Origin of the sequence: Acetobacter pasteurianus, from assembly GCF_009914215.2 — a bacterium.
Classification (GTDB): Bacteria; Pseudomonadota; Alphaproteobacteria; order Acetobacterales; family Acetobacteraceae; genus Acetobacter; species Acetobacter pasteurianus.
Genome location: NZ_CP039846.2, coordinates 158,500 through 176,321 on the forward strand (window position 1 = coordinate 158,500; position 17,822 = coordinate 176,321).

Consider the following 17,822-nt stretch of genomic DNA (forward strand, 5'->3'; position numbering starts at 1 on the left):
TTATCCTGAGCCCGCGCCCTATACCTGCATGACAGTTCGTTTCGTTCGTCTGCGCATTGTCGGATTCAAAAGTTTTGCGGATCCGGTAACGGTGGAAATTCTGCCCGGGCTGACAGGCATTGTCGGCCCCAACGGGTGTGGCAAATCCAATGTGGTGGAAGCCCTGCGCTGGGTGATGGGTGAATCATCCGCGCGTTCCCTCCGTGGGGGGGAAATGGATGATCTTATTTTTGCAGGCACCACAGGCCGCCCTGCCCGATCTTTAGCCGAAGTTACTGTTACGCTGGAAGGCACCAAGGGCTTTGGCCCCGCTGCCTTTGCAGATATGGACGAACTGCAGATTACCCGCCGGGCAGAACGCGGGTCTGGCAGTGATTACCGCATAAATGGCCGCCCCGTACGTGCGCGAGATGTGCAAACCCTGTTTGCCGATCTGGCATCTGGCGCACGCTCTTCTGCCATGGTCAGCCAAGGCCGCGTGGCCATGCTGGTTGGCGCGCGGCCAGAAGAACGCCGCACCATTTTGGAAGAAGCCGCAGGCATTACCGGCCTGCATGCCCGCAGGCATGAAGCAGAACTCAAACTGCGTGCTACAGAATCCAACCTGACACGTGCGGAAGACCGCCGCCAGCAACTCTCCGACCGGTTGGATGGACTGGCCGAACAATCCCGCGATGCCAGCCATTATCGTGAACTTTCTGCCGCGTTGCGAGAAGCCGAAACAGAACTTCTGGCCGTATTACATGCCCGCGCTCGGCTAGCTGTAGAACGCGCCATTGATAACGCCGCCCGCGCCCGCAAAGCCCTGACCGAGCATGAAGAAGCAGCAGAAAGTGCTGTGGTTGCCGAATTTGAAGCCAACAAGGTTTTACCCGGTGCCAGAGAAAAAGCGGATGCGGCCCGCACTGCGCTGGAACGATGCCGCGTATTGGCCGAAGGCGTTGCGCGGGAAGAAGAACGCGCTGCCACACAGGCCAATGATGCCGCAGAACGCCTAAAGCAGCACGAAGCAGATGCAGATGCAGCCAAAACCCGGCTGGATGATGCCACAGCAACGCTTGAACGCCTAAAGGCCGAAAAGGCAGAAACAGAAGCCGCTATTGCCTCATTGCCTACGCGCACGGCGGAAGCAGAGACAAAGCAGCAGACGTTAGCCAAAGAGCTGGCAGAAACAGAGCAGAAACTCGCCCAGCTTACCGCCGAACTCAACACGGCACGCGCCGCACATGACCGCGCAGCCGAAAATCTGACGGCAGCACAAAACCACCATGCCCGTATTGCGGCAGCATACACAGCATTACAGGCCGAGCTTGCATCGCTAGAGCAGCAACTGCCAGATGATGAGGCCATTCAGGCTACACAAAAAGCTGTAGAAGACGCCCAAAACGCTTTCCAGAACGCCAAAACCACACTGGATGCGGCAGAACGCACACGCTCTGAATGCAACGTAGCACTTTCGGTTGCGCGCAATAACGCGCAGGCTGCTGAACAAGCGCTGACGGAGCTCCGCCGCACGCTGGAACAGGCGCGCTCTCGGCTGGTTTCCCTCAAGGCTGATCTGGCCCAAGCGGAAAAACGCCATGCCGATACACTTGCCGCTTTGGTTGATGAAAGCATCCGGCTTCAACTCAAGCGGGAAACAGATGCCGCCGCCCAAGCCGTGCACGCTGCCCGTGAGGCACTGGAAAAAGCCGAAACGGAACGGCTGAACACCAATACAGCCCTAACCGATGCCAGCCGCGCTGCGCAGGAAGCAGAAGCCCAGCGCCGCAATGCAGAAAACACCCTGCGAGCTGCCGAATCTTCTCTTAAACGCGCAACGCAGGAAGCCCAGACCCTTACGCAAGCGCTGGAAAAAACGCAGGCACAAGCCCCGCCGGAAGATGCGCTGAAGCAAGCGCAGGAACAACGTGCCACCCAAGAACAAGCTCTGCAAAAAGTTGTGCAGGCGCTGGAAACAACTGAGCGCAACCTGCAACAGCATCGGCAGGAACAAACACAAACCCAGCAGCAGCTTACTACCCTGCAAGCCGAACTCACCCGCCTGCGTGCACAAGCAGAAGGCTTGGCCGAAGCGCTGGGGAATGAGAAAGAAGCCTCGGCTGAACCCATATCCGCTCAGATCACTGTTCCTGAGGAATATGAAGTTGCGTTAGCTGTAGCGCTCACAGATGGGCTGGATGCTCCCGCAGCAGACAATGCCCCCCGTGGCTGGCATTTGCTGAAAGATGCCTCTGCCGCACCTCTGCCCGGTAAAGCCGTTGCCCTTAAATCCGTTATTACCGCACCGCCAGAACTAAACAGAGTGCTGGCATATACTGGCGTTGTGCCCGATGGCACAGATGGCGCCAGCTTGCAGGCACAACTTCTACCGGGGCAATGTCTGGTTTCTCGCGCTGGGGATTTGTGGCGGTGGGATGGTTTTTACACCCGCGCGGGTGAGCCCGATTCCTCGGCCCGCAGGTTGGCCCAGCGCCGCATTCTGCGCGAAACCTCGGCCCGTATTGCAGAAATGGAACAGCATGTTCCGCAGGCCGAAGAAAAAGCCGTAGCCGCCCGCACCAATGTGCAGGCAGGAGAAAAACAGGCTCAGGAACAGCGTGTAGAGCGCAGCAAGCTGGAACAAAGCCTGCAAAAAGCCCGCACGCAGGAATCCGAGCTAGAACGCCAGCACACATCTTTCCGGGCAAGGTTAGATGCGCTCCGCCCCCAACAGGAACGCGCGCTGGCCGCCAAAGCCGAGGCCGAATCTGCCTTGGCAGCCGCCACAACGGCACAACAGGCCTTACCCCCGGCTCAAAACTTTCAGCAAGCCCTTGCCACTGCGCGGGAACAGCATACAGCCGCGCAAAAAGCTGAGCAGGACTGCCGCACAGCCCTTAAACTGGCGGAACAGACCTTCCAACGCGTCCAGCAAAAACAGACCCAAACAGAAAACCAGCACACAGCCGCCACAACGCGGCTGGAAACACTTGCGCCAGAACGCCTGCGCCTGCGCCAGAATCTGGAAGCGGAAGAAGCCAATGTTCTTGAACTTGAGCAACGCCTAACATCTGCCCAAACAGAAAATGCCACAGCCGCGGCCCTGAAAGACGCGCAAGATAATCTGGAACAGGCGCAACGGGCTTTTCAAACGGCCTCATCTGCCTTTGCTCAAGCTGAACAGGCTGCTCAAGCCAGCACGCAGCAGCAGCAAAAAATGCAGGAGCAGGCCCTTACACTGCGCAGCCGCATTGCCGCCCTAACCCCTCGGCTGGAAGAATTGCAGCAAGAGCAGCAGGACGCACAAGACAAACTCACCGCCGCCACACAGACCGAAGCCCAAACAGCAGCCGCCCTGCCGCAGGATGCCGAGGAAACGCTTGCCCATCTGCACACCCAACGCGCGGCCCTTACCAACCAGCTAGACGCCACGCGAGAACTGCGCGCCACGCTGCAGGCCGAAGCATCAACGCTGGAAACGCGCCTGACATCTCTTGTGGCCGCAGAAGAAGAATGGAGCCAACGCGCCGCCACAGCCAACGCAGAAGCTGAAAACGCCGCCCAGCGCGTGGAAACGGCACGTAATGAACACACCAAGGTTTCAGAACTTCCGGCCGAAGCGCAACGCCAGAAGCAGCAAATCCTTTCAGCATTGGAAGAGGCTGAAGAAGCCTACGCACAGGCCGATAAAATACGCGCTGAAGCCGAATCTGCCTTAAATGCCGCCAATGAACAGCGCCGCCGCACCGAAGCCGAACTGAACACAGCGCGTGAAAACCTGCTGAAAGCCGATGCCAAAAGTGAACAGGCTCAGGCCATTCTGGATCAGCTTTTGGCCGATACACCCACCCCGCCGCGTCAACCCACCGGAGATCTGACAGAAGCTGCCGAAAGCTCCCTGCGCCGTAAAATCTCGCGCCTCACGCGGGAACGCGAAGATATGGGGCCGGTTAACCTGCGTGCAGAAATTGAAGCAGAAGAAGCCTCTACCCAAGCACGCACGCTGGCGGATGAGATTGCTGACCTTGAAGCGGCCATCAGCCGCTTGCGTGGCTCCATCGGCACACTAAATAAAGAAGGGCGTGAACGGCTGATGGCTGTGTTCACGCAGGTGGACCACCACTTCCAGTCTTTGTTCACCCGTATGTTTGGTGGCGGGCGGGCGCATCTGGGGCTGGTGGGGAGTGATGATCCGCTGGAAGCCGGGCTGGAAATTTACGCCCAGCCGCCGGGCAAAAAGCTTGCTACACTCTCCCTTCTTTCGGGGGGTGAACAAGCTTTAACCGCATTGTCATTGATTTTCGCGGTTTTCCGCTGTAACCCTGCGCCAGTATGCGTTCTTGACGAAGTGGACGCACCGCTGGATGATGCCAATGTGGGCCGCTTTAGCGCCCTACTTGGCGATATGGTAACCGAAGCGGGAACCCGTTTTCTGGTGGTAACCCACCATCAGTTAACTATGGCCCATATGGACCACCTGTTTGGTGTCACCATGCAGGAGCGAGGCGTAAGCCGCGTGCTTTCAGTTGATCTGGCACGGGCTGCCTCCATGGCTGGCCAGAATGATAAGGAAGAACCGAATGTCGCATCCTGAAAAGGCGGCTGACATCTCTGTGCAACAGAGCAGCAAGTCTTCTCGTGGCTGCTTTAAAAAGATCGCTCTGGCTGTTGGGCTGTGCGTGGCAGTGGGTACAACACTGGTTGTGCAACACTCCAAGGCCTATGGCATTATGGCACGCATCCACCACGGGCTGATTGTTTGCACACCGGGTACAGGGCTTGTAACCACCCCGGTTTCCACCTCCTCCCCCCATGATGGCGTGCCTTCCATGCTGCGGCTGGAACTTGCCAATGGGCCAGATGGACGCGTTATGGTGGAACCCGGCTCTAACGAGCTGGAAGGCGTGCTGGCTTCTGCCCATCACTCCAACACATTGCTCATGCTGGATATCAACAGCGCCAGTGCAGATAATGTGGTGAAACTGGTGCGCAAAACCCGGATGCGGGACAGAGTTATTCTGGTGCCTCCAGACCATAAAGACACAGAAACCGTTCTGCATGCAGATTCCAAAATTATGGTTGCCATTCCCGTAAATTCCGAGCGGGATGCCTATGCCGCCCATAAGCTGGCTGGCCGCCACCCTTATGCAGCGTATCTTTCCCCCTCCGCCACACCGCATCTGTTTGCGCTGACGCACCGCGATGCCGAAGCCATTATTACGGATAATCCGGGAGCCCCCAAAGGCTCCACCAGCGAGTTTCTGGCTGAACGGCCCGTAGATATCATGATTACGCAGCAGCCTACGCAACTGGCCGATACAACAACCAACAAAAGCTGAGCATAAAAAGGCTTCTTCCCACCTCGCTTTAGAAGATGCAGGAAGAAGCCAGAAAAAAGAGGCAGAAAACCTGCCCCTCCCTTTACTTTAAGCAGGCATCATGGAGCCTGTTTCAATAAACCGCTGATGCCAGGAAAGAGCTTCTGTCAGCAAGTGTGGTGTATGCTTGCCAAAGGAATTCTTGAGCGCGCGATCAAAGTAATCCTGCAGCATTGGCCGGTAATCCGGGTGTGCGCATTTGGAAATAATTTCACGCGCACGCTGCACGGGTGAAAGCCCACGCAAATCTGCCAGACCCTGCTCGGTTACAAAAATCTGCGCATCCTGCATGATGTGGTCCACATGCGCGGCCATAGGCACAATGGCAGAAATCTTGCCGCCTTTGGCCGTAGAAGGAGACAGGAAGATGGAGAGGTAGGAACTCCGGGCGAAGTCACCCGAACCACCAATACCATTCATCATCTTGGAACCCATCACACGGGTAGAGTTTACGTTGCCGTAAATATCCGCCTCAATCATGCCGTTCATGGCGATACAGCCCAAACGGCGGATAATACCGGGGCTGTTGCTGACATCCTGCTGGCGCAGAATGATCTTGCTCCGGAAGAAATCCATACGGTTGTTAATTTCTTCCGCCGCTTCCGGGCTGAGTGAGAAAGACGTGGCAGAGGCAATGCGCATACGGCCAGAATCCAGCATGGCCAACATGCCATCCTGAATGACCTCACTATACCCTACCAGATTTTCAAACGGGCCTTCCTTCAGCCCTTCCAGCACGGCATTGGCCACGTTGCCCACGCCAGACTGAAGCGGCAGAAGTGATGGCGGCAGACGGTTCTGTTTGACTTCATGCCCAAAGAAATCAAGCAGATAGCCCGCAATGGCCTTGGCAGTATCATCCGGTGCAGCAAAGGGGGCGTTTCTGTCCCGATCATTCGTGCGCACAATGGCGGCAATTTTATCCGGGTTTACACGTAAAACCGTGCCGCCCACGCGCTGGTCTGCCCGCACAATCGGCACAATATCACGCGTTGGCGCACCACTTACGTTGCCATCCCAAATATCGTGAATGCCTTCCAGCGCCGGGTTCTGCCATTCATTCACTTCAATAATGACTTTGTCAGCCAGATTGAGGAATGTCTGGGAGTTACCAACAGAAGATGTGGGCACAATGCCGCCATCTTCCGTAATGGCTGTCGCTTCCACCAGAGCAATGTTGAACTTGCCGTAATTGCCCTGAATGGCACGGCCAGCCACCTGCCCCAGGTGGTTATCAAAATATTCTGTTTCACCCGCATTGATACGGTTGCGCATGGTGGCATCCGTATTGAACGGTGAACGGAAATAAACCCCGTTGGCCTTTGCCAGCTCACCATCCAGCTGCGGGCCGGTAGAGGCACCCGTAATCAGACTGATCTGGTATTTCTCACCCCGATCATGCGCAGCCTCCATCCGGCGGGCCAGCGCCTTGGGTACTTCCTTGGGGTAGCCTGCACCAGTAAAACCACTGGTGCCCACCACATCACCGTGTTTGATCAACTCGGATGCGGTTTCTGCCGGACATACTTTACTGCGCAGCGCGACGTTCCGAATGCGCTCTGTCATGAGAGGGCTTCCTGTTCTTTTTCAAACTGTTCCGAATTCCCGAAAGCACAGACCACCAAGAAGGCACGGCTGCAACTGTTTGAAGCCGCTCCAGCACATTCTTCTACCTGTGGCATGTTATCCTTCCGTTTCAGGCTGTTTTTTCAAAAACCCGATTGCCCGTATAACGTAAGCGCAAACACTTCGTGCTGGCGCGTCACATACTTGTGCACGATCTGGGGGTAAATGAAAAAAAACTTGCTGTTCCAGTTCCTGTTTGATCTCGAAAAGCCTACATGGAAGTAAGGAAATAACGGATTAAAACACCATGCTTGAACTGCTTCCCCATGACGGAAACGTGAAAGATGCAATGCGAAACGGACTCCGCATTGTGGGGGACGTGCATGGAGATCTGGATGCTTTCCGCCACGCCGTTGCCACAGACCGCTTTGTGATTCAGTTGGGCGATCTGGTAGATTACGGGCCAGACAGCGCCGGTGTCTTGCGGCTGATGTTGCAGGTGATGCATGAAAAGCGTGGCCTGTTCTTAATTGGCAACCATGATCGCAAACTTGGCCGCGCCCTTATGGGCAAGCGTTTGCGCTCCACCCCTCATCTGGAAGACACGCTGGCGCAGCTTTACCGGCCAGAAAACACAGATGTGCTCCATGCCCTTTTGCCTGTGCTGGAAAACGCCCCCGCATGGATGGTTATGGGCCAGACTGTTTTTGTGCACGGCGCGTTTGACCCACGCATGTTGATGGAGCCACCGCCTCCGCCGTTAGGCCGCGTCACCTATCTGCTTTCCCGCGCATTGTTTGGGGAAACCACAAACCGCATGCAGCCAGATGGATACCCCGAACGCACACTTAACTGGGTGAACACTATTCCCGCTGGTTACACCATCTATTGCGGGCATGATCAGCGCTCCACCAATGGCTGCCCGTTGGCCATTCCCGGCCGTTCTGGCGGGCAAGCCATTTTTGTAGATACAGGTGCTGGCAAAGGGGGGCATCTGGCATGGCTAGACCTGCCCCCACCTTTTGTGGAAAAAGCCTGAGCAGACTTTACCAACCACAGCGCATCTTACAGGCGCTGGTGCATATTCTGACAGAACCGGAACAGCATGACCGTGACAGACGACCAGTCCATCTCCCCCACTCAGGCCCTTCAGGACCTGCGCCGCAGCATTGATAATATCGATTCCGCTTTGGTTTCCATGCTGGCGGAACGCTTCCGCTGCACCAAGGCCGTGGGGGCGCTTAAAGCACGCTACAACATGCCGCCAGCAGACCCCGCGCGTGAGGCCCAGCAGATTGCCCGCCTGCGCAAACTGGCCGAAAATGCGCATCTGGACCCGGACTTTGCTGAAAAGTTCCTGAACTTCATTATCCATGAAGTTATCCGGCATCATGAAGCCATTGCACGGCAAACAGCCGAAGCCCCAAAGGCGTAAGGCCCACGCATGCGTCGCCTTGTTCTGCTTCGCCATGCTGAAGCGGCTTCCGCCCTGTTAGGAGATTTCAGCGCCGAAGCTGATATGAACCGCCCCCTTACACCTGCGGGACAAGAGGCTGCACGGCGCTGCGGGCATTGGCTGGCAGCGCAGCGTATTGTTCCTGATAGCATTATATGTAGCCCGGCCTTACGCACGCGGCAGACCTTGGCGGGTGCGCTGGCCGCTCTGCCACCTGCGCTCCCCACTCCAGATTATTGCGCAGATATTTACGAAGCCACGCCCGAGGCTTTGCTGGCCCGTATTCAACAGGTGCCCGATTCAGCTTTTACCGTGCTGATGGTAGGGCATAATCCGGGTATTTCCTTATTAGCCCACCACTTAGACATGCAGGCCAGTGAACTGGACCAGGGATTCGCGCCAGGGGCCGTTGCCATTTTTGAAATGTATGGAAGCGACACATTGCCGGATATGACACACTGGCAAATGTGCGATGGCCAAAGCATGCATTTGCACACATTCGCGCGACCCTAATCCCAAAAAACTGTGGTTTTCCAAGCATACTCCGTTCCGATAACGCTTCGTTTATCGCCGGCAATCTTCCGGTTTCCTTTTGAATAGGTGACAAAGTGGAACGAGCAGGCCGCAGCAGCGACCGTGGCCCAAACATGCAAAAGGAAACACTAATGAGCGCGTCGCAGAAAGAAGGTAAGCTATCTACCGCTACCATTTCGGTTGGTGGGAAATCCGCCGAAATGCCTGTGCTTTCAGGCACTCTGGGACCGGATGTTGTCGACATCCGCAAACTTCCTGCGCAACTAGGCGTTTTCACGTTTGACCCAGGTTACGGGGAAACAGCCGCCTGCAACAGCAAAATCACCTTTATTGATGGTGACAAGGGCGTTCTGCTGCACCGTGGTTACCCCATTGCCCAGCTGGCGGAAAATGCTTCCTATGAGGAAGTTATTTACCTGCTTCTGAATGGTGAACTGCCCAACAAGGCACAGTACGACACCTTCACCAACACCCTTACAAACCATACGCTGCTGCACGAGCAGATCCGTAACTTCTTTAACGGCTTCCGGCGTGATGCCCACCCAATGGCCATTCTGTGCGGCACGGTTGGGGCTTTGTCTGCCTTCTACCCAGATGCCAACGATATCGCCATTCCCGCCAACCGGGATCTGGCAGCCATGCGGCTGATTGCCAAAATCCCAACTATTGCGGCATGGGCTTACAAATACACGCAGGGCGAAGCCTTTATCTATCCGCGGAATGATCTGAATTACGCAGAAAACTTCCTGTCCATGATGTTCGCGCGCATGTCCGAGCCTTACAAGGTCAACCCTGTTCTGGCCCGCGCCATGAACCGGATTCTGATCCTGCATGCCGATCATGAACAGAATGCCTCCACCTCCACCGTGCGTCTTGCCGGTTCTACGGGTGCCAATCCGTTTGCATGTATTGCTGCGGGCATTGCCGCCCTGTGGGGACCCGCACACGGTGGCGCCAATGAAGCCGTGCTGAAAATGCTGGCGCATATTGGCAAAAAGGAAAACATTCCCGCCTTTATTGCGCAGGTGAAGGACAAGAACAGCGGCGTGAAGCTGATGGGCTTTGGCCACCGTGTTTACAAGAACTTCGACCCGCGTGCGAAGATCATGCAGCAGACCTGCCACGAAGTGCTGACAGAACTTGGCATCAAGGATGATCCGCTGCTGGATCTTGCTGTTGAGCTGGAAAGAATTGCCCTGAGCGATGATTACTTCGTGCAGCGCAAGCTCTACCCGAATGTGGATTTCTATTCCGGCATCATTCTCAAGGCTATGGGCATCCCCACCAGCATGTTCACCGTGCTGTTTGCCGTCGCCCGTACCACAGGCTGGGTAAGCCAGTGGAAGGAAATGATTGAAGAACCGGGCCAGCGTATCAGCCGCCCTCGCCAGCTTTATATTGGCGCACCGGAGCGTGACTATGTGCCGCTTGCCAAACGGTAAAAACGTCTAAACCTCAAAAAGCCGGTTTTCCCTAAGGGAGACCGGCTTTTTGTTTGCCCTGCTTTTCAGCCAGCGCAAAATACACTCAAACATTTGGGCATAAAAAAAACGCATGCCCTTGCGGAACATGCGCCTGATGACATTGGGCTATGCCCTTGGTGTGTTAGTTGCAATCACACCCTTTGGTTGGCCCGGAATCCATGCGGACAACGTGATGATCAATCCATTCGGACACAAGACGGCGCGCCTCATTCACTGATGCTTCAGGATGATGAATGCGGTACAAAGTGGTGCAGGCATTAAATGCCGTAACATCCGCTGTCCCAACTTCGCGCAGTTCCTTGTAAGCCGTTATAACGGCCCGCTCACACTTGCGCGCGATACGATTAGCTTCGGCGGCCACGGCATATTCCTTAACTGATAATCAATCTTAACTGGGAATGATTAAACGCTACATCCGCCATATAAGCAAGGTGCAAAAATCAATTCCGGGGCTTTTGAACATCACAAGTTTTTCACTCATATGCCGCGCACATCTTTATCTGGCATGCATATGCAGGAAAACTGCCATATCAGGCATGGATTTTCCACGCCCGCGGCGTTATTCCAAACATATATAGACAACCGCCAAATTCAAGGACATGCGCACATGACATCACCCTCAGGCGTGGCCTCTGCCCACCCCGCTGAGACCAGCGACTGGGACCGCGACGCGGCCCTGACCACCGCACGCCTGCTGCTGGAAATCAAAGCCGTAAATTTCCGCCCGGAAGACCCGTATACCCTGACTTCTGGCTGGAAATCTCCCGTCTATATTGATTGCCGCCGCATTATCTTCTTCCCCCGCGCCCGTGCCAAAATTATGGAACTTGGGGTGGAAAAAATCGGCCGCCACGTTGGGTATGAAAGCCTGGACGCCGTTGTGGGTGGTGAAACCGCAGGTATTCCGTTTGCCGCATGGATGGCAGACCGCATGATGCTGCCAATGGCTTACGTGCGCAAAAAGCCAAAAGGTTTTGGCCGCAACGCCCAGATTGAAGGCGATGTGCCCGAAAACATGCGCACCCTGCTGGTGGAAGATCTGACCACCGATGGTGGCTCCAAAGTGCAGTTTGCCAACGCACTGCGCAATGCTGGCGCCATTATCAACCACGCATTTGTTGTGTTCTATTACGGCGTGTTCCCCGGAGCGCAGAACACGCTGGCAGAAATGAACGTCTCCCTGCACGCCCTGTGCACATGGTGGGATGTGCTGGAAGCATGCTCCACACGGCCATACTTCTCTGAAGAAGCTGCATCTGAAGTGCGGCGCTTTCTGGAAGATCCTTGTGCGTGGTCTGCCCGCCACGGTGGCGTTGGCACCTTGGAAGAAGCGGCTGCATTTAAAGCCAACAAGGATAAATAAAACGGTGCAGATAGATGGCCCTGCCCTTTCCGGCCCCCGGCATATTCTGGCATTTGATTCCGGAATTGGGGGCTTGGGTATTGTCAGGGCCATTCAAGCGCTGGCGCCAGATATCTGCATAGATTATCTGGCCGACACCGCCATTTTTCCATATGGCGAACAGAACGACGATTTTCTGATTGAGCGAATCGTCTCCCTGCTTTCTCAGGCTATTCGGCGGCTCCAGCCGCAAGCTGTGGTGGTGGCATGCAACACTGCCAGCACATTGGCGCTGGAAGCCTTACGCGCTGCGTGGCCTGATATGCCTTTTGTAGGGTGTGTTCCGCCCATACGTTGGGCAGCGCGTATAACCCAAACAAAGGTGATTGGGCTGCTGGCTACGCGTGCAACTGTGCGGCGGCCTTACCTTTCTCGGCTTCATGCGCTTTACGCGCCGGAATGTACACTTATTGCCCACGCGGCCCCCGGTCTGGCCGGTTGTGCGGAATTGGCCTTCCGTGGGCAGGACGTGCCTGATTCTACGATTTTGCAAGAAATTGAAGGGCTGTTTGTTCACCCGGATTCTAACCGGCTCGATGCCGTAGGCCTTGGCTGCACGCATTATACCTTTGTGCTGGACCGCCTGCGTGCGCTCTCCCCGCCCGGTTTAACATGGCTAGACCCTGCCCCCGCCGTGGCACGGCATACCTGTAACCTTCTGGCGCATTTGCCACAGAAAGCCCACGCACATCCCTGCGCATGGTTTACGGCTTTGCCGGATGACCAAGCCCTGTTCACGCACTTAAAACCTTACAGGTTCAGTGCTGCCGCATTATGGGAAGATGTGAATGAGGTAGAAGCCAGCTATTACGCACCCGTAATAGCCAGCCCCTGATACACAGCCGCTCTTAACGTTCGCGGCTGGCAGAATAGCTGGCAGTTTCCAGCAGCAAGTTTTTCAATGTGTCATCTGGGAACATGGAAAGATTTTCACGCGCCTTGGCTGCGTAATCTTCCGCACATTTCAGGGTAATCCCAATTGCATTTGTTTTTGCAATACGGTCCAACGCTGCTTCCAGATCTCCGGGGTGCTGATCGCATTCCTCAATCACCCGGCGCCAGAAAATGCGGTCTTCCTCATCTCCTGCATCATAAGCCGCCAGAACAGGCAGGGTGACTTTTCCTTCACGGAAATCGTCCCCTACTTCCTTGCCCAGCGTGGCCTGATCTGCCGCATAGTCCAGCGCATCATCCACAAGCTGGAAAGCCATGCCCAAATTGGCGCCATACATGCGCAATGCCTCACGCTGTTCTGGTGTGGCTTCACCAATCACAGCGCCAGATTCGCACGCAGCCGCAAAAAGCGCAGCGGTTTTGCCGTAGATGACCTGCAGATACTGTTCCACCGATGTGGAGAGATCGTTCTGCGTGGTCATCTGCATGACCTCACCTTCCGCCAGCGTGGCAGAAGCCGCAGACAGAATCGCCATCACACCCAGCGAGGCATCGGCCGTCAGAATCTGGAAAGACCGCGCAAACAGGAAGTCCCCCACCAGCACGGAAGCCTTGTTGCCAAAAATGGCATTGGCACTGGCCTGCCCACGCCGGAGCTGGCTGTCATCCACTACATCATCATGCAGCAGCGTAGCTGTGTGAATAAATTCCACACACGCGGCAATTTCTACATGCCGCATACGCCCGTCCTGATTGTTGTAGCCGCACATTCTGGCCGCAGCCAGAGTGAGCAACGGCCGCAGCCGCTTACCGCCAGCCGCCACCAAATGGGCCGCAAGCTGCGGTATAAGTGCCACGGGGCTTTGCATACGGTCTACAATGACCTGATTGCAGGCAAGCATGTCCGACGCAAGATAATCGGCCAGCGCTTTCAGGCCTGCTTCTCCTGGTTTACTCACTGAAACTCCAGATCCATCCTGGCTTGTGGTTCTGCCTGTTTCTGACAGACTGATTGCAACACCCAAACGTTTTATCCCCCAGCCATGGGATGAGTTGACGTTCTTCTATATGCGAGGCACCTGAAAAACGGTCAAGCGCCTACGAATTCAAGCCAGCCAGACACATAGCTCCCATCGGAAACCATGCCAGCTCGTTTTGCCATTACTCCCGGAACGCTTTTGCGTGGCCGTATCTCCTATAGCCAGTTTCTGCAAGGCTACCGCACAGGGCTGGAACCCGTGCTTATGGCCGCCGCCGTACCGGCCCGCACAGGCCAGCATGTGCTGGAAATTGGCTGTGGCGCTGGGGCGGGGCTCCTTTGCCTGCTCCACCGCATTTCCACCATTCATGGCACGGGCGTGGAAAAAGAAAGCGATACGGCAGCCTTGGCCCAGCAAAACATGGCCGCCAACCAGCAGCAGAATATCAGGATTCTGAACGCCACATTTCCCGATGTTTTTCTGGCAGATACGCCACAGCCCGAACAATATTTTGACCACTGCATGGCGAATCCGCCGTGGCATGCGCCTTTAGGCACGGCTTCGGCACATCCGCGGCGTGATCTGGCCCGGCGTATGGGAGCAGATACTTTACCTACATGGATTGAGGGGGCGGCCCGAATCCTGCGCCATAAAGGCAGCCTTACACTTGCCCTGCCCGCAGCTTTGGCTGACCAAGCCATTTTCTGCCTAAGCAAAGCTGGATTTGGCGGCGTTACGCTGTATCCCTTCTGGCCAAAGGCAGGGCGGGAATCGCGCATTGTCTTGGTGCAGGCCCGTAAGGGCGTAAAAAGCCCTGCCCGTGTTCTGGCAGGGCTGGTGCTGCACGAAGCAGATGGGGCTTTTACCCCTACTGCCCGCACAGTGCTGGAAGAAGGCGCCCCGTTGCCGGGGCTGTAACCTGCTTATTCGAAAACTGAGTTTTCGAAAGCTTCTTCCCACGTGCCGGATGTGGAGGCACGGCTGTATTCCGTAGCGCGGTTTTCGAAGAAGTTGGTGTGTTCCACCGCATTCAACATATCATCCAACCACGGCAGCGGGTTGGTTGTGGTGTTGTAAATCGGCTCCAGCCCAAGCTGGGTCAGACGACGGTCTGCAATAAAGTGGATGTAGGTTTTCACCTGATCCGCATTCAGCCCTTCTACAGCACCCATTTCAAAGGCCAGATCAATAAAGGCCTCTTCATGCTCTACAATGGTACGGCAGATATCTGTCAGTTCCGTGCGCAGCTGCTCTGTCCACAGTTCAGGATTTTCCTGAATGAACACGCGGAACAGGCGGATAATGGAGAGGCAGTGCAGTGTTTCATCACGCACAGACCATGACACAATCTGCCCCATACCCTTGAGCTTGTTGAAGCGCGGGAAGTTCAGCAGAATGGCGAAGGATGCAAAAAGCTGAAGCCCTTCCGTAAAGGCCCCAAAGGCTGCCAGCGTTTTGGCGATTTCATGCTTGCTGTCCACAGTGAACGTCTGCATGTAATCGTATTTATCCTTCATTTCCTTATATTTAAGGAAAGCGGAATACTCGGTTTCGGGCATGCCGAGCGTATCCAGAAGGTAGCTGTACGCTGCAATATGGATAGTTTCGATGTTAGAGAACGCTGAAAGCATCATCAGCACTTCCGTGGGTTTAAACACACGGCTGTAGTGCTTCATGTAGCAGTTGTTCACTTCCACATCGGACTGGGTGAAGAAGCGGAAAATCTGCGTGACCAGATGCTGTTCACCTTCGTTTAAAACGCGGTGCCAGTCTTTCACGTCATCAGCCAGAGGCACTTCTTCCGGCAGCCAATGCAGGCGCTGCTGCGTCAGCCACGCATCATACGCCCACGGATAGCGGAACGGCTTGTAAACCGGGTTGGCTGTCAGCAGGTCAAACTTCTGTTCCTGCTGCGGCTCCTGACCAGACATATGCTCGCTCATGCTGCCTCCCTTGACGGCAACACGCGTGAGGCCGTCATTTTTCTTTTATAAACAGTTTGTTAGTAGTCAATGCTTACTGGCAGGCCAAGCATTCTTCGTAATCATTCCCGCTTGATGCGGAACCTGAAGATGCCTGAGATGAATCCACATTCATCACGTCATTCTTGGCCAGAACATTGCTGACTGTATCTGCACGCTGGATAGACAGGCTGCGGCAGTAATACAGAGATTTCAGGCCCTTTTTCCAAGCCATGTAGTGGATCTGGTGCAGATCCCGCTTATGCACATCAGCAGGCAGGAACAGGTTGACGGACTGCGCCTGGCAGATAAACGGCTGGCGGTCTGCTGCATGTTCCACCACCCAACGCTGATCCAGCTCAAACGCGGTTTTAAAGACGTCTTTTTCCTGCTGGGTCAGGAAATCCAGATGCTGCACACTGCCCTTGCTGGTGGTTATGGAAGACCACACCTCCGGCGTATCCTGCCCTTTTTCTTCCAGCAGCTTCTGCAAATGCCGGTTACGCACCGTGAAGGAGCCGGAAAGCGTTTTCTGCAAGAACACATTGGCCGCGATCGGTTCAATTCCGGGGCTGGCATTGCCAGCAATAATGGAAATGGACGCCGTGGGCGCAATTGCCATCTTGTTAGAAAAGCGTTCCATAATACCGTATTCTTCAGCATCCGGGCATGGGCCGCGCAGTTCCGCCAACTTGCGGGATGCAGCATCCGCCTGCTCACGAATATGCTTGAAAATCTTACGGTTCCAGACTTTTGCTACCACGCTTTCAAACGGTACGTTGCGGCTTTGCAGGAAGCTATGGAACCCCATAACACCCAGCCCAACAGAACGTTCACGCATGGCCGCATATTTGGCGCGGTGCATGTCTTCTGGTGCGCGATCAATAAAATCCTGCAACACGTTATCGAGGAACAGCATCACGTCCTCAATAAACTGAGGATTATCTTTCCACTGGTCCCACGTTTCCAGATTGAGGGAGGAAAGGCAGCACACAGCCGTACGCGCCTTGCCGTGATGATCGATCCCGGTTGGCAGCGTAATTTCGGAACACAGATTGGAGGTTTTCACTTCCAACCCGGCCAACTTGTGATGTTCCGGCCGCGCGTTGTTCACGTGGTCAGAATACACAATGTAGGGCTCGCCCTGCTCCATGCGGGCCGTAAGAATACGGATCCACAGCCCACGGGCAGAAATCTTGCGGATAACGCTGCCATCCTTGGGGGAAATCAGCGCCCATTCATCATCGCTTTCCACCGCCCGCATGAAGGCATCTGACACCAGCACGCCATGATGCAGGTTCAGCGCCTTACGGTTGGGATCTCCCCCTGTGGGACGACGCAGTTCGATAAATTCTTCAATTTCCGGGTGCCAAACCGGCAGATACACCGCAGCAGACCCTCGGCGCAAAGAGCCCTGAGAAATAGCCAGCGTGAGGCTATCCATCACGCGGATGAACGGAATAACGCCCGATGTTTTGCCATTACGGCCAACATTTTCACCAATGGAGCGCAGGTTGCCCCAATAGGAGCCAATGCCGCCGCCCTTACTGGCAAGCCAGACGTTCTCATTCCACAGGTCAACAATGCCTTTCAGGCTATCGCTGGCCTCGTTCAGGAAGCACGAAATAGGCAGGCCGCGTGATGTTCCGCCGTTAGACAGAACAGGCGTTGCCGGCATGAACCAGTGCTTGCTGATGTAATCATAAATACGCTGGGCATGGGCTGCATCTGCCCCATAGTACGAGGCCACACGACCGAACAGATCCTGATACCCTTCATCCGGCAGCAGGTAACGGTTATCCAGCGTGGCCTTGCCAAAAGGTGTCAGCAGCGCATCACGAGAGCGATCCACCCGCACCTGATGGTGACCGGGCAGCTGCACCATATCTTCCATCTTACCAGCGTTGAACAGATCGGGCTCCCCAGCTTCTGCGCCCCCGGACGAGGAACGACGAATGTCATTTTCCTGTACGTCAATCAGGGTCATGGCTGGGTTACTCCGCTATTTTCTGCGTCAATTTTGGGGTCAGATGGGGGGCTATGCCTCCGCACCATATCTCGTGCTTGTGCTCTATCTCGCCCCCTATATCTAGTGAAATTTTACACACAAAGCCAGAAAAAGGGGCTTGAAATTTTGAAACTGGCGGTTTTCTCCCGCTTCTGTGGCGCGGTTTCCTGTTCGGTT

General features: G+C 55.4%; 14 protein-coding genes. 9 read left to right on the forward strand and 5 right to left on the reverse strand.

Annotation, left to right across the window (positions count from 1 at the left end; genetic code table 11):
* Positions 1–28: 28 nt before the first annotated feature.
* Both FCN51_RS13970 and FCN51_RS13975 read left to right on the forward strand, forming a co-directional pair.
* Entirely contained in the window at positions 29–4,576 is a 4,548-nt protein-coding gene (locus tag FCN51_RS13970) for an AAA family ATPase (protein WP_160256214.1), read from the forward strand.
* Positions 4,563–5,321 (forward strand): hypothetical protein, encoded by a 759-nt coding sequence (locus FCN51_RS13975; protein WP_160256215.1) that lies wholly within the window; start codon positions 4,563–4,565, stop codon positions 5,319–5,321. Before FCN51_RS13970 ends, FCN51_RS13975 begins: the two co-directional genes overlap by 14 nt.
* A gap of 87 nt (positions 5,322–5,408) precedes the next feature.
* On the opposite strand, the gene FCN51_RS13980 is transcribed toward FCN51_RS13975, so the two are convergent.
* Positions 5,409–6,926: an acetyl-CoA hydrolase/transferase family protein gene (locus FCN51_RS13980; protein ID WP_003628680.1), complete on the reverse strand. Its 1,518-nt coding sequence runs from the start codon at positions 6,924–6,926 to the stop codon at positions 5,409–5,411.
* A gap of 307 nt (positions 6,927–7,233) precedes the next feature.
* On the opposite strand from FCN51_RS13980, the gene FCN51_RS13985 reads away from it, so the two are divergent.
* The 4 genes from FCN51_RS13985 to gltA all read left to right on the forward strand — a co-directional run bounded on the left by FCN51_RS13985 (position 7,234) and on the right by gltA (position 10,358).
* Positions 7,234–7,965, forward strand: coding sequence for a metallophosphoesterase (locus FCN51_RS13985; RefSeq protein WP_003622974.1), 732 nt, complete (start codon positions 7,234–7,236; stop codon positions 7,963–7,965).
* Positions 7,966–8,031: 66 nt separating this feature from the next.
* A complete protein-coding gene (locus FCN51_RS13990) occupies positions 8,032–8,361 on the forward strand; it encodes a chorismate mutase (protein WP_160256216.1) in 330 nt (109 codons plus the stop codon).
* Positions 8,362–8,370: 9 nt separating this feature from the next.
* Complete coding sequence (locus tag FCN51_RS13995) at positions 8,371–8,895, forward strand: SixA phosphatase family protein (RefSeq protein WP_160256217.1); 525 nt, start codon at positions 8,371–8,373, stop codon at positions 8,893–8,895.
* A 152-nt stretch (positions 8,896–9,047) separates the two neighbouring features.
* Positions 9,048–10,358 (forward strand): citrate synthase, encoded by a 1,311-nt coding sequence (gene gltA / locus FCN51_RS14000; protein ID WP_160256218.1) that lies wholly within the window; start codon positions 9,048–9,050, stop codon positions 10,356–10,358.
* Positions 10,359–10,521: 163 nt separating this feature from the next.
* Here the strand turns inward: gltA and FCN51_RS14005 are convergent, their stop codons facing one another.
* Positions 10,522–10,761 carry a hypothetical protein gene (locus tag FCN51_RS14005; RefSeq protein ID WP_003622965.1) on the reverse strand — a complete coding sequence of 80 codons (240 nt, stop codon included), beginning with the start codon at positions 10,759–10,761 and terminating at the stop codon, positions 10,522–10,524.
* Positions 10,762–11,007: 246 nt separating this feature from the next.
* On the opposite strand from FCN51_RS14005, the gene FCN51_RS14010 reads away from it, so the two are divergent.
* Positions 11,008–11,763 (forward strand): orotate phosphoribosyltransferase, encoded by a 756-nt coding sequence (locus FCN51_RS14010; RefSeq protein WP_012812827.1) that lies wholly within the window; start codon positions 11,008–11,010, stop codon positions 11,761–11,763.
* Positions 11,764–11,767: 4 nt separating this feature from the next.
* Positions 11,768–12,637, forward strand: coding sequence for a glutamate racemase (locus FCN51_RS14015; protein WP_160256219.1), 870 nt, complete (start codon positions 11,768–11,770; stop codon positions 12,635–12,637).
* 13 nt (positions 12,638–12,650) lie between these two features.
* Here the strand turns inward: FCN51_RS14015 and FCN51_RS14020 are convergent, their stop codons facing one another.
* Positions 12,651–13,721 (reverse strand): polyprenyl synthetase family protein, encoded by a 1,071-nt coding sequence (locus FCN51_RS14020; protein ID WP_160256220.1) that lies wholly within the window; start codon positions 13,719–13,721, stop codon positions 12,651–12,653.
* Between the two features lie 117 nt (positions 13,722–13,838).
* Here FCN51_RS14020 and FCN51_RS14025 point away from each other — a divergent pair, with 117 nt between their 5' ends.
* Positions 13,839–14,594: a tRNA1(Val) (adenine(37)-N6)-methyltransferase gene (locus FCN51_RS14025; RefSeq protein ID WP_003622957.1), complete on the forward strand. Its 756-nt coding sequence runs from the start codon at positions 13,839–13,841 to the stop codon at positions 14,592–14,594.
* Between the two features lie 5 nt (positions 14,595–14,599).
* Here FCN51_RS14025 and FCN51_RS14030 read toward each other — a convergent pair whose 3' ends face one another.
* Complete coding sequence (locus tag FCN51_RS14030) at positions 14,600–15,619, reverse strand: ribonucleotide-diphosphate reductase subunit beta (RefSeq protein ID WP_003622956.1); 1,020 nt, start codon at positions 15,617–15,619, stop codon at positions 14,600–14,602.
* A 73-nt stretch (positions 15,620–15,692) separates the two neighbouring features.
* Positions 15,693–17,624 (reverse strand): ribonucleoside-diphosphate reductase subunit alpha, encoded by a 1,932-nt coding sequence (locus FCN51_RS14035; protein WP_003622955.1) that lies wholly within the window; start codon positions 17,622–17,624, stop codon positions 15,693–15,695.
* Between the last annotated feature and the right edge of the window lie 198 nt (positions 17,625–17,822).

Bases quoted from the DNA above. Each gene is read 5' to 3' on its own strand.
- gltA (WP_160256218.1), top strand. From the start codon at position 9,048: ATGAGCGCGTCGCAGAAAGAAGGTAAGCTATCTACCGCTACCATTTCG.
- FCN51_RS13995 (WP_160256217.1), top strand. From the start codon at position 8,371: ATGCGTCGCCTTGTTCTGCTTCGCCATGCTGAAGCGGCTTCCGCCCTG.
- FCN51_RS13980 (WP_003628680.1), bottom strand. From the start codon at position 6,926: ATGACAGAGCGCATTCGGAACGTCGCGCTGCGCAGTAAAGTATGTCCG.
- FCN51_RS14035 (WP_003622955.1), bottom strand. From the start codon at position 17,624: ATGACCCTGATTGACGTACAGGAAAATGACATTCGTCGTTCCTCGTCC.
- FCN51_RS14025 (WP_003622957.1), top strand. From the start codon at position 13,839: ATGCCAGCTCGTTTTGCCATTACTCCCGGAACGCTTTTGCGTGGCCGT.
- FCN51_RS13970 (WP_160256214.1), top strand. From the start codon at position 29: ATGACAGTTCGTTTCGTTCGTCTGCGCATTGTCGGATTCAAAAGTTTT.
- FCN51_RS14010 (WP_012812827.1), top strand. From the start codon at position 11,008: ATGACATCACCCTCAGGCGTGGCCTCTGCCCACCCCGCTGAGACCAGC.
- FCN51_RS13975 (WP_160256215.1), top strand. From the start codon at position 4,563: ATGTCGCATCCTGAAAAGGCGGCTGACATCTCTGTGCAACAGAGCAGC.
- FCN51_RS13990 (WP_160256216.1), top strand. From the start codon at position 8,032: ATGACCGTGACAGACGACCAGTCCATCTCCCCCACTCAGGCCCTTCAG.
- FCN51_RS13985 (WP_003622974.1), top strand. From the start codon at position 7,234: ATGCTTGAACTGCTTCCCCATGACGGAAACGTGAAAGATGCAATGCGA.
- FCN51_RS14030 (WP_003622956.1), bottom strand. From the start codon at position 15,619: ATGAGCGAGCATATGTCTGGTCAGGAGCCGCAGCAGGAACAGAAGTTT.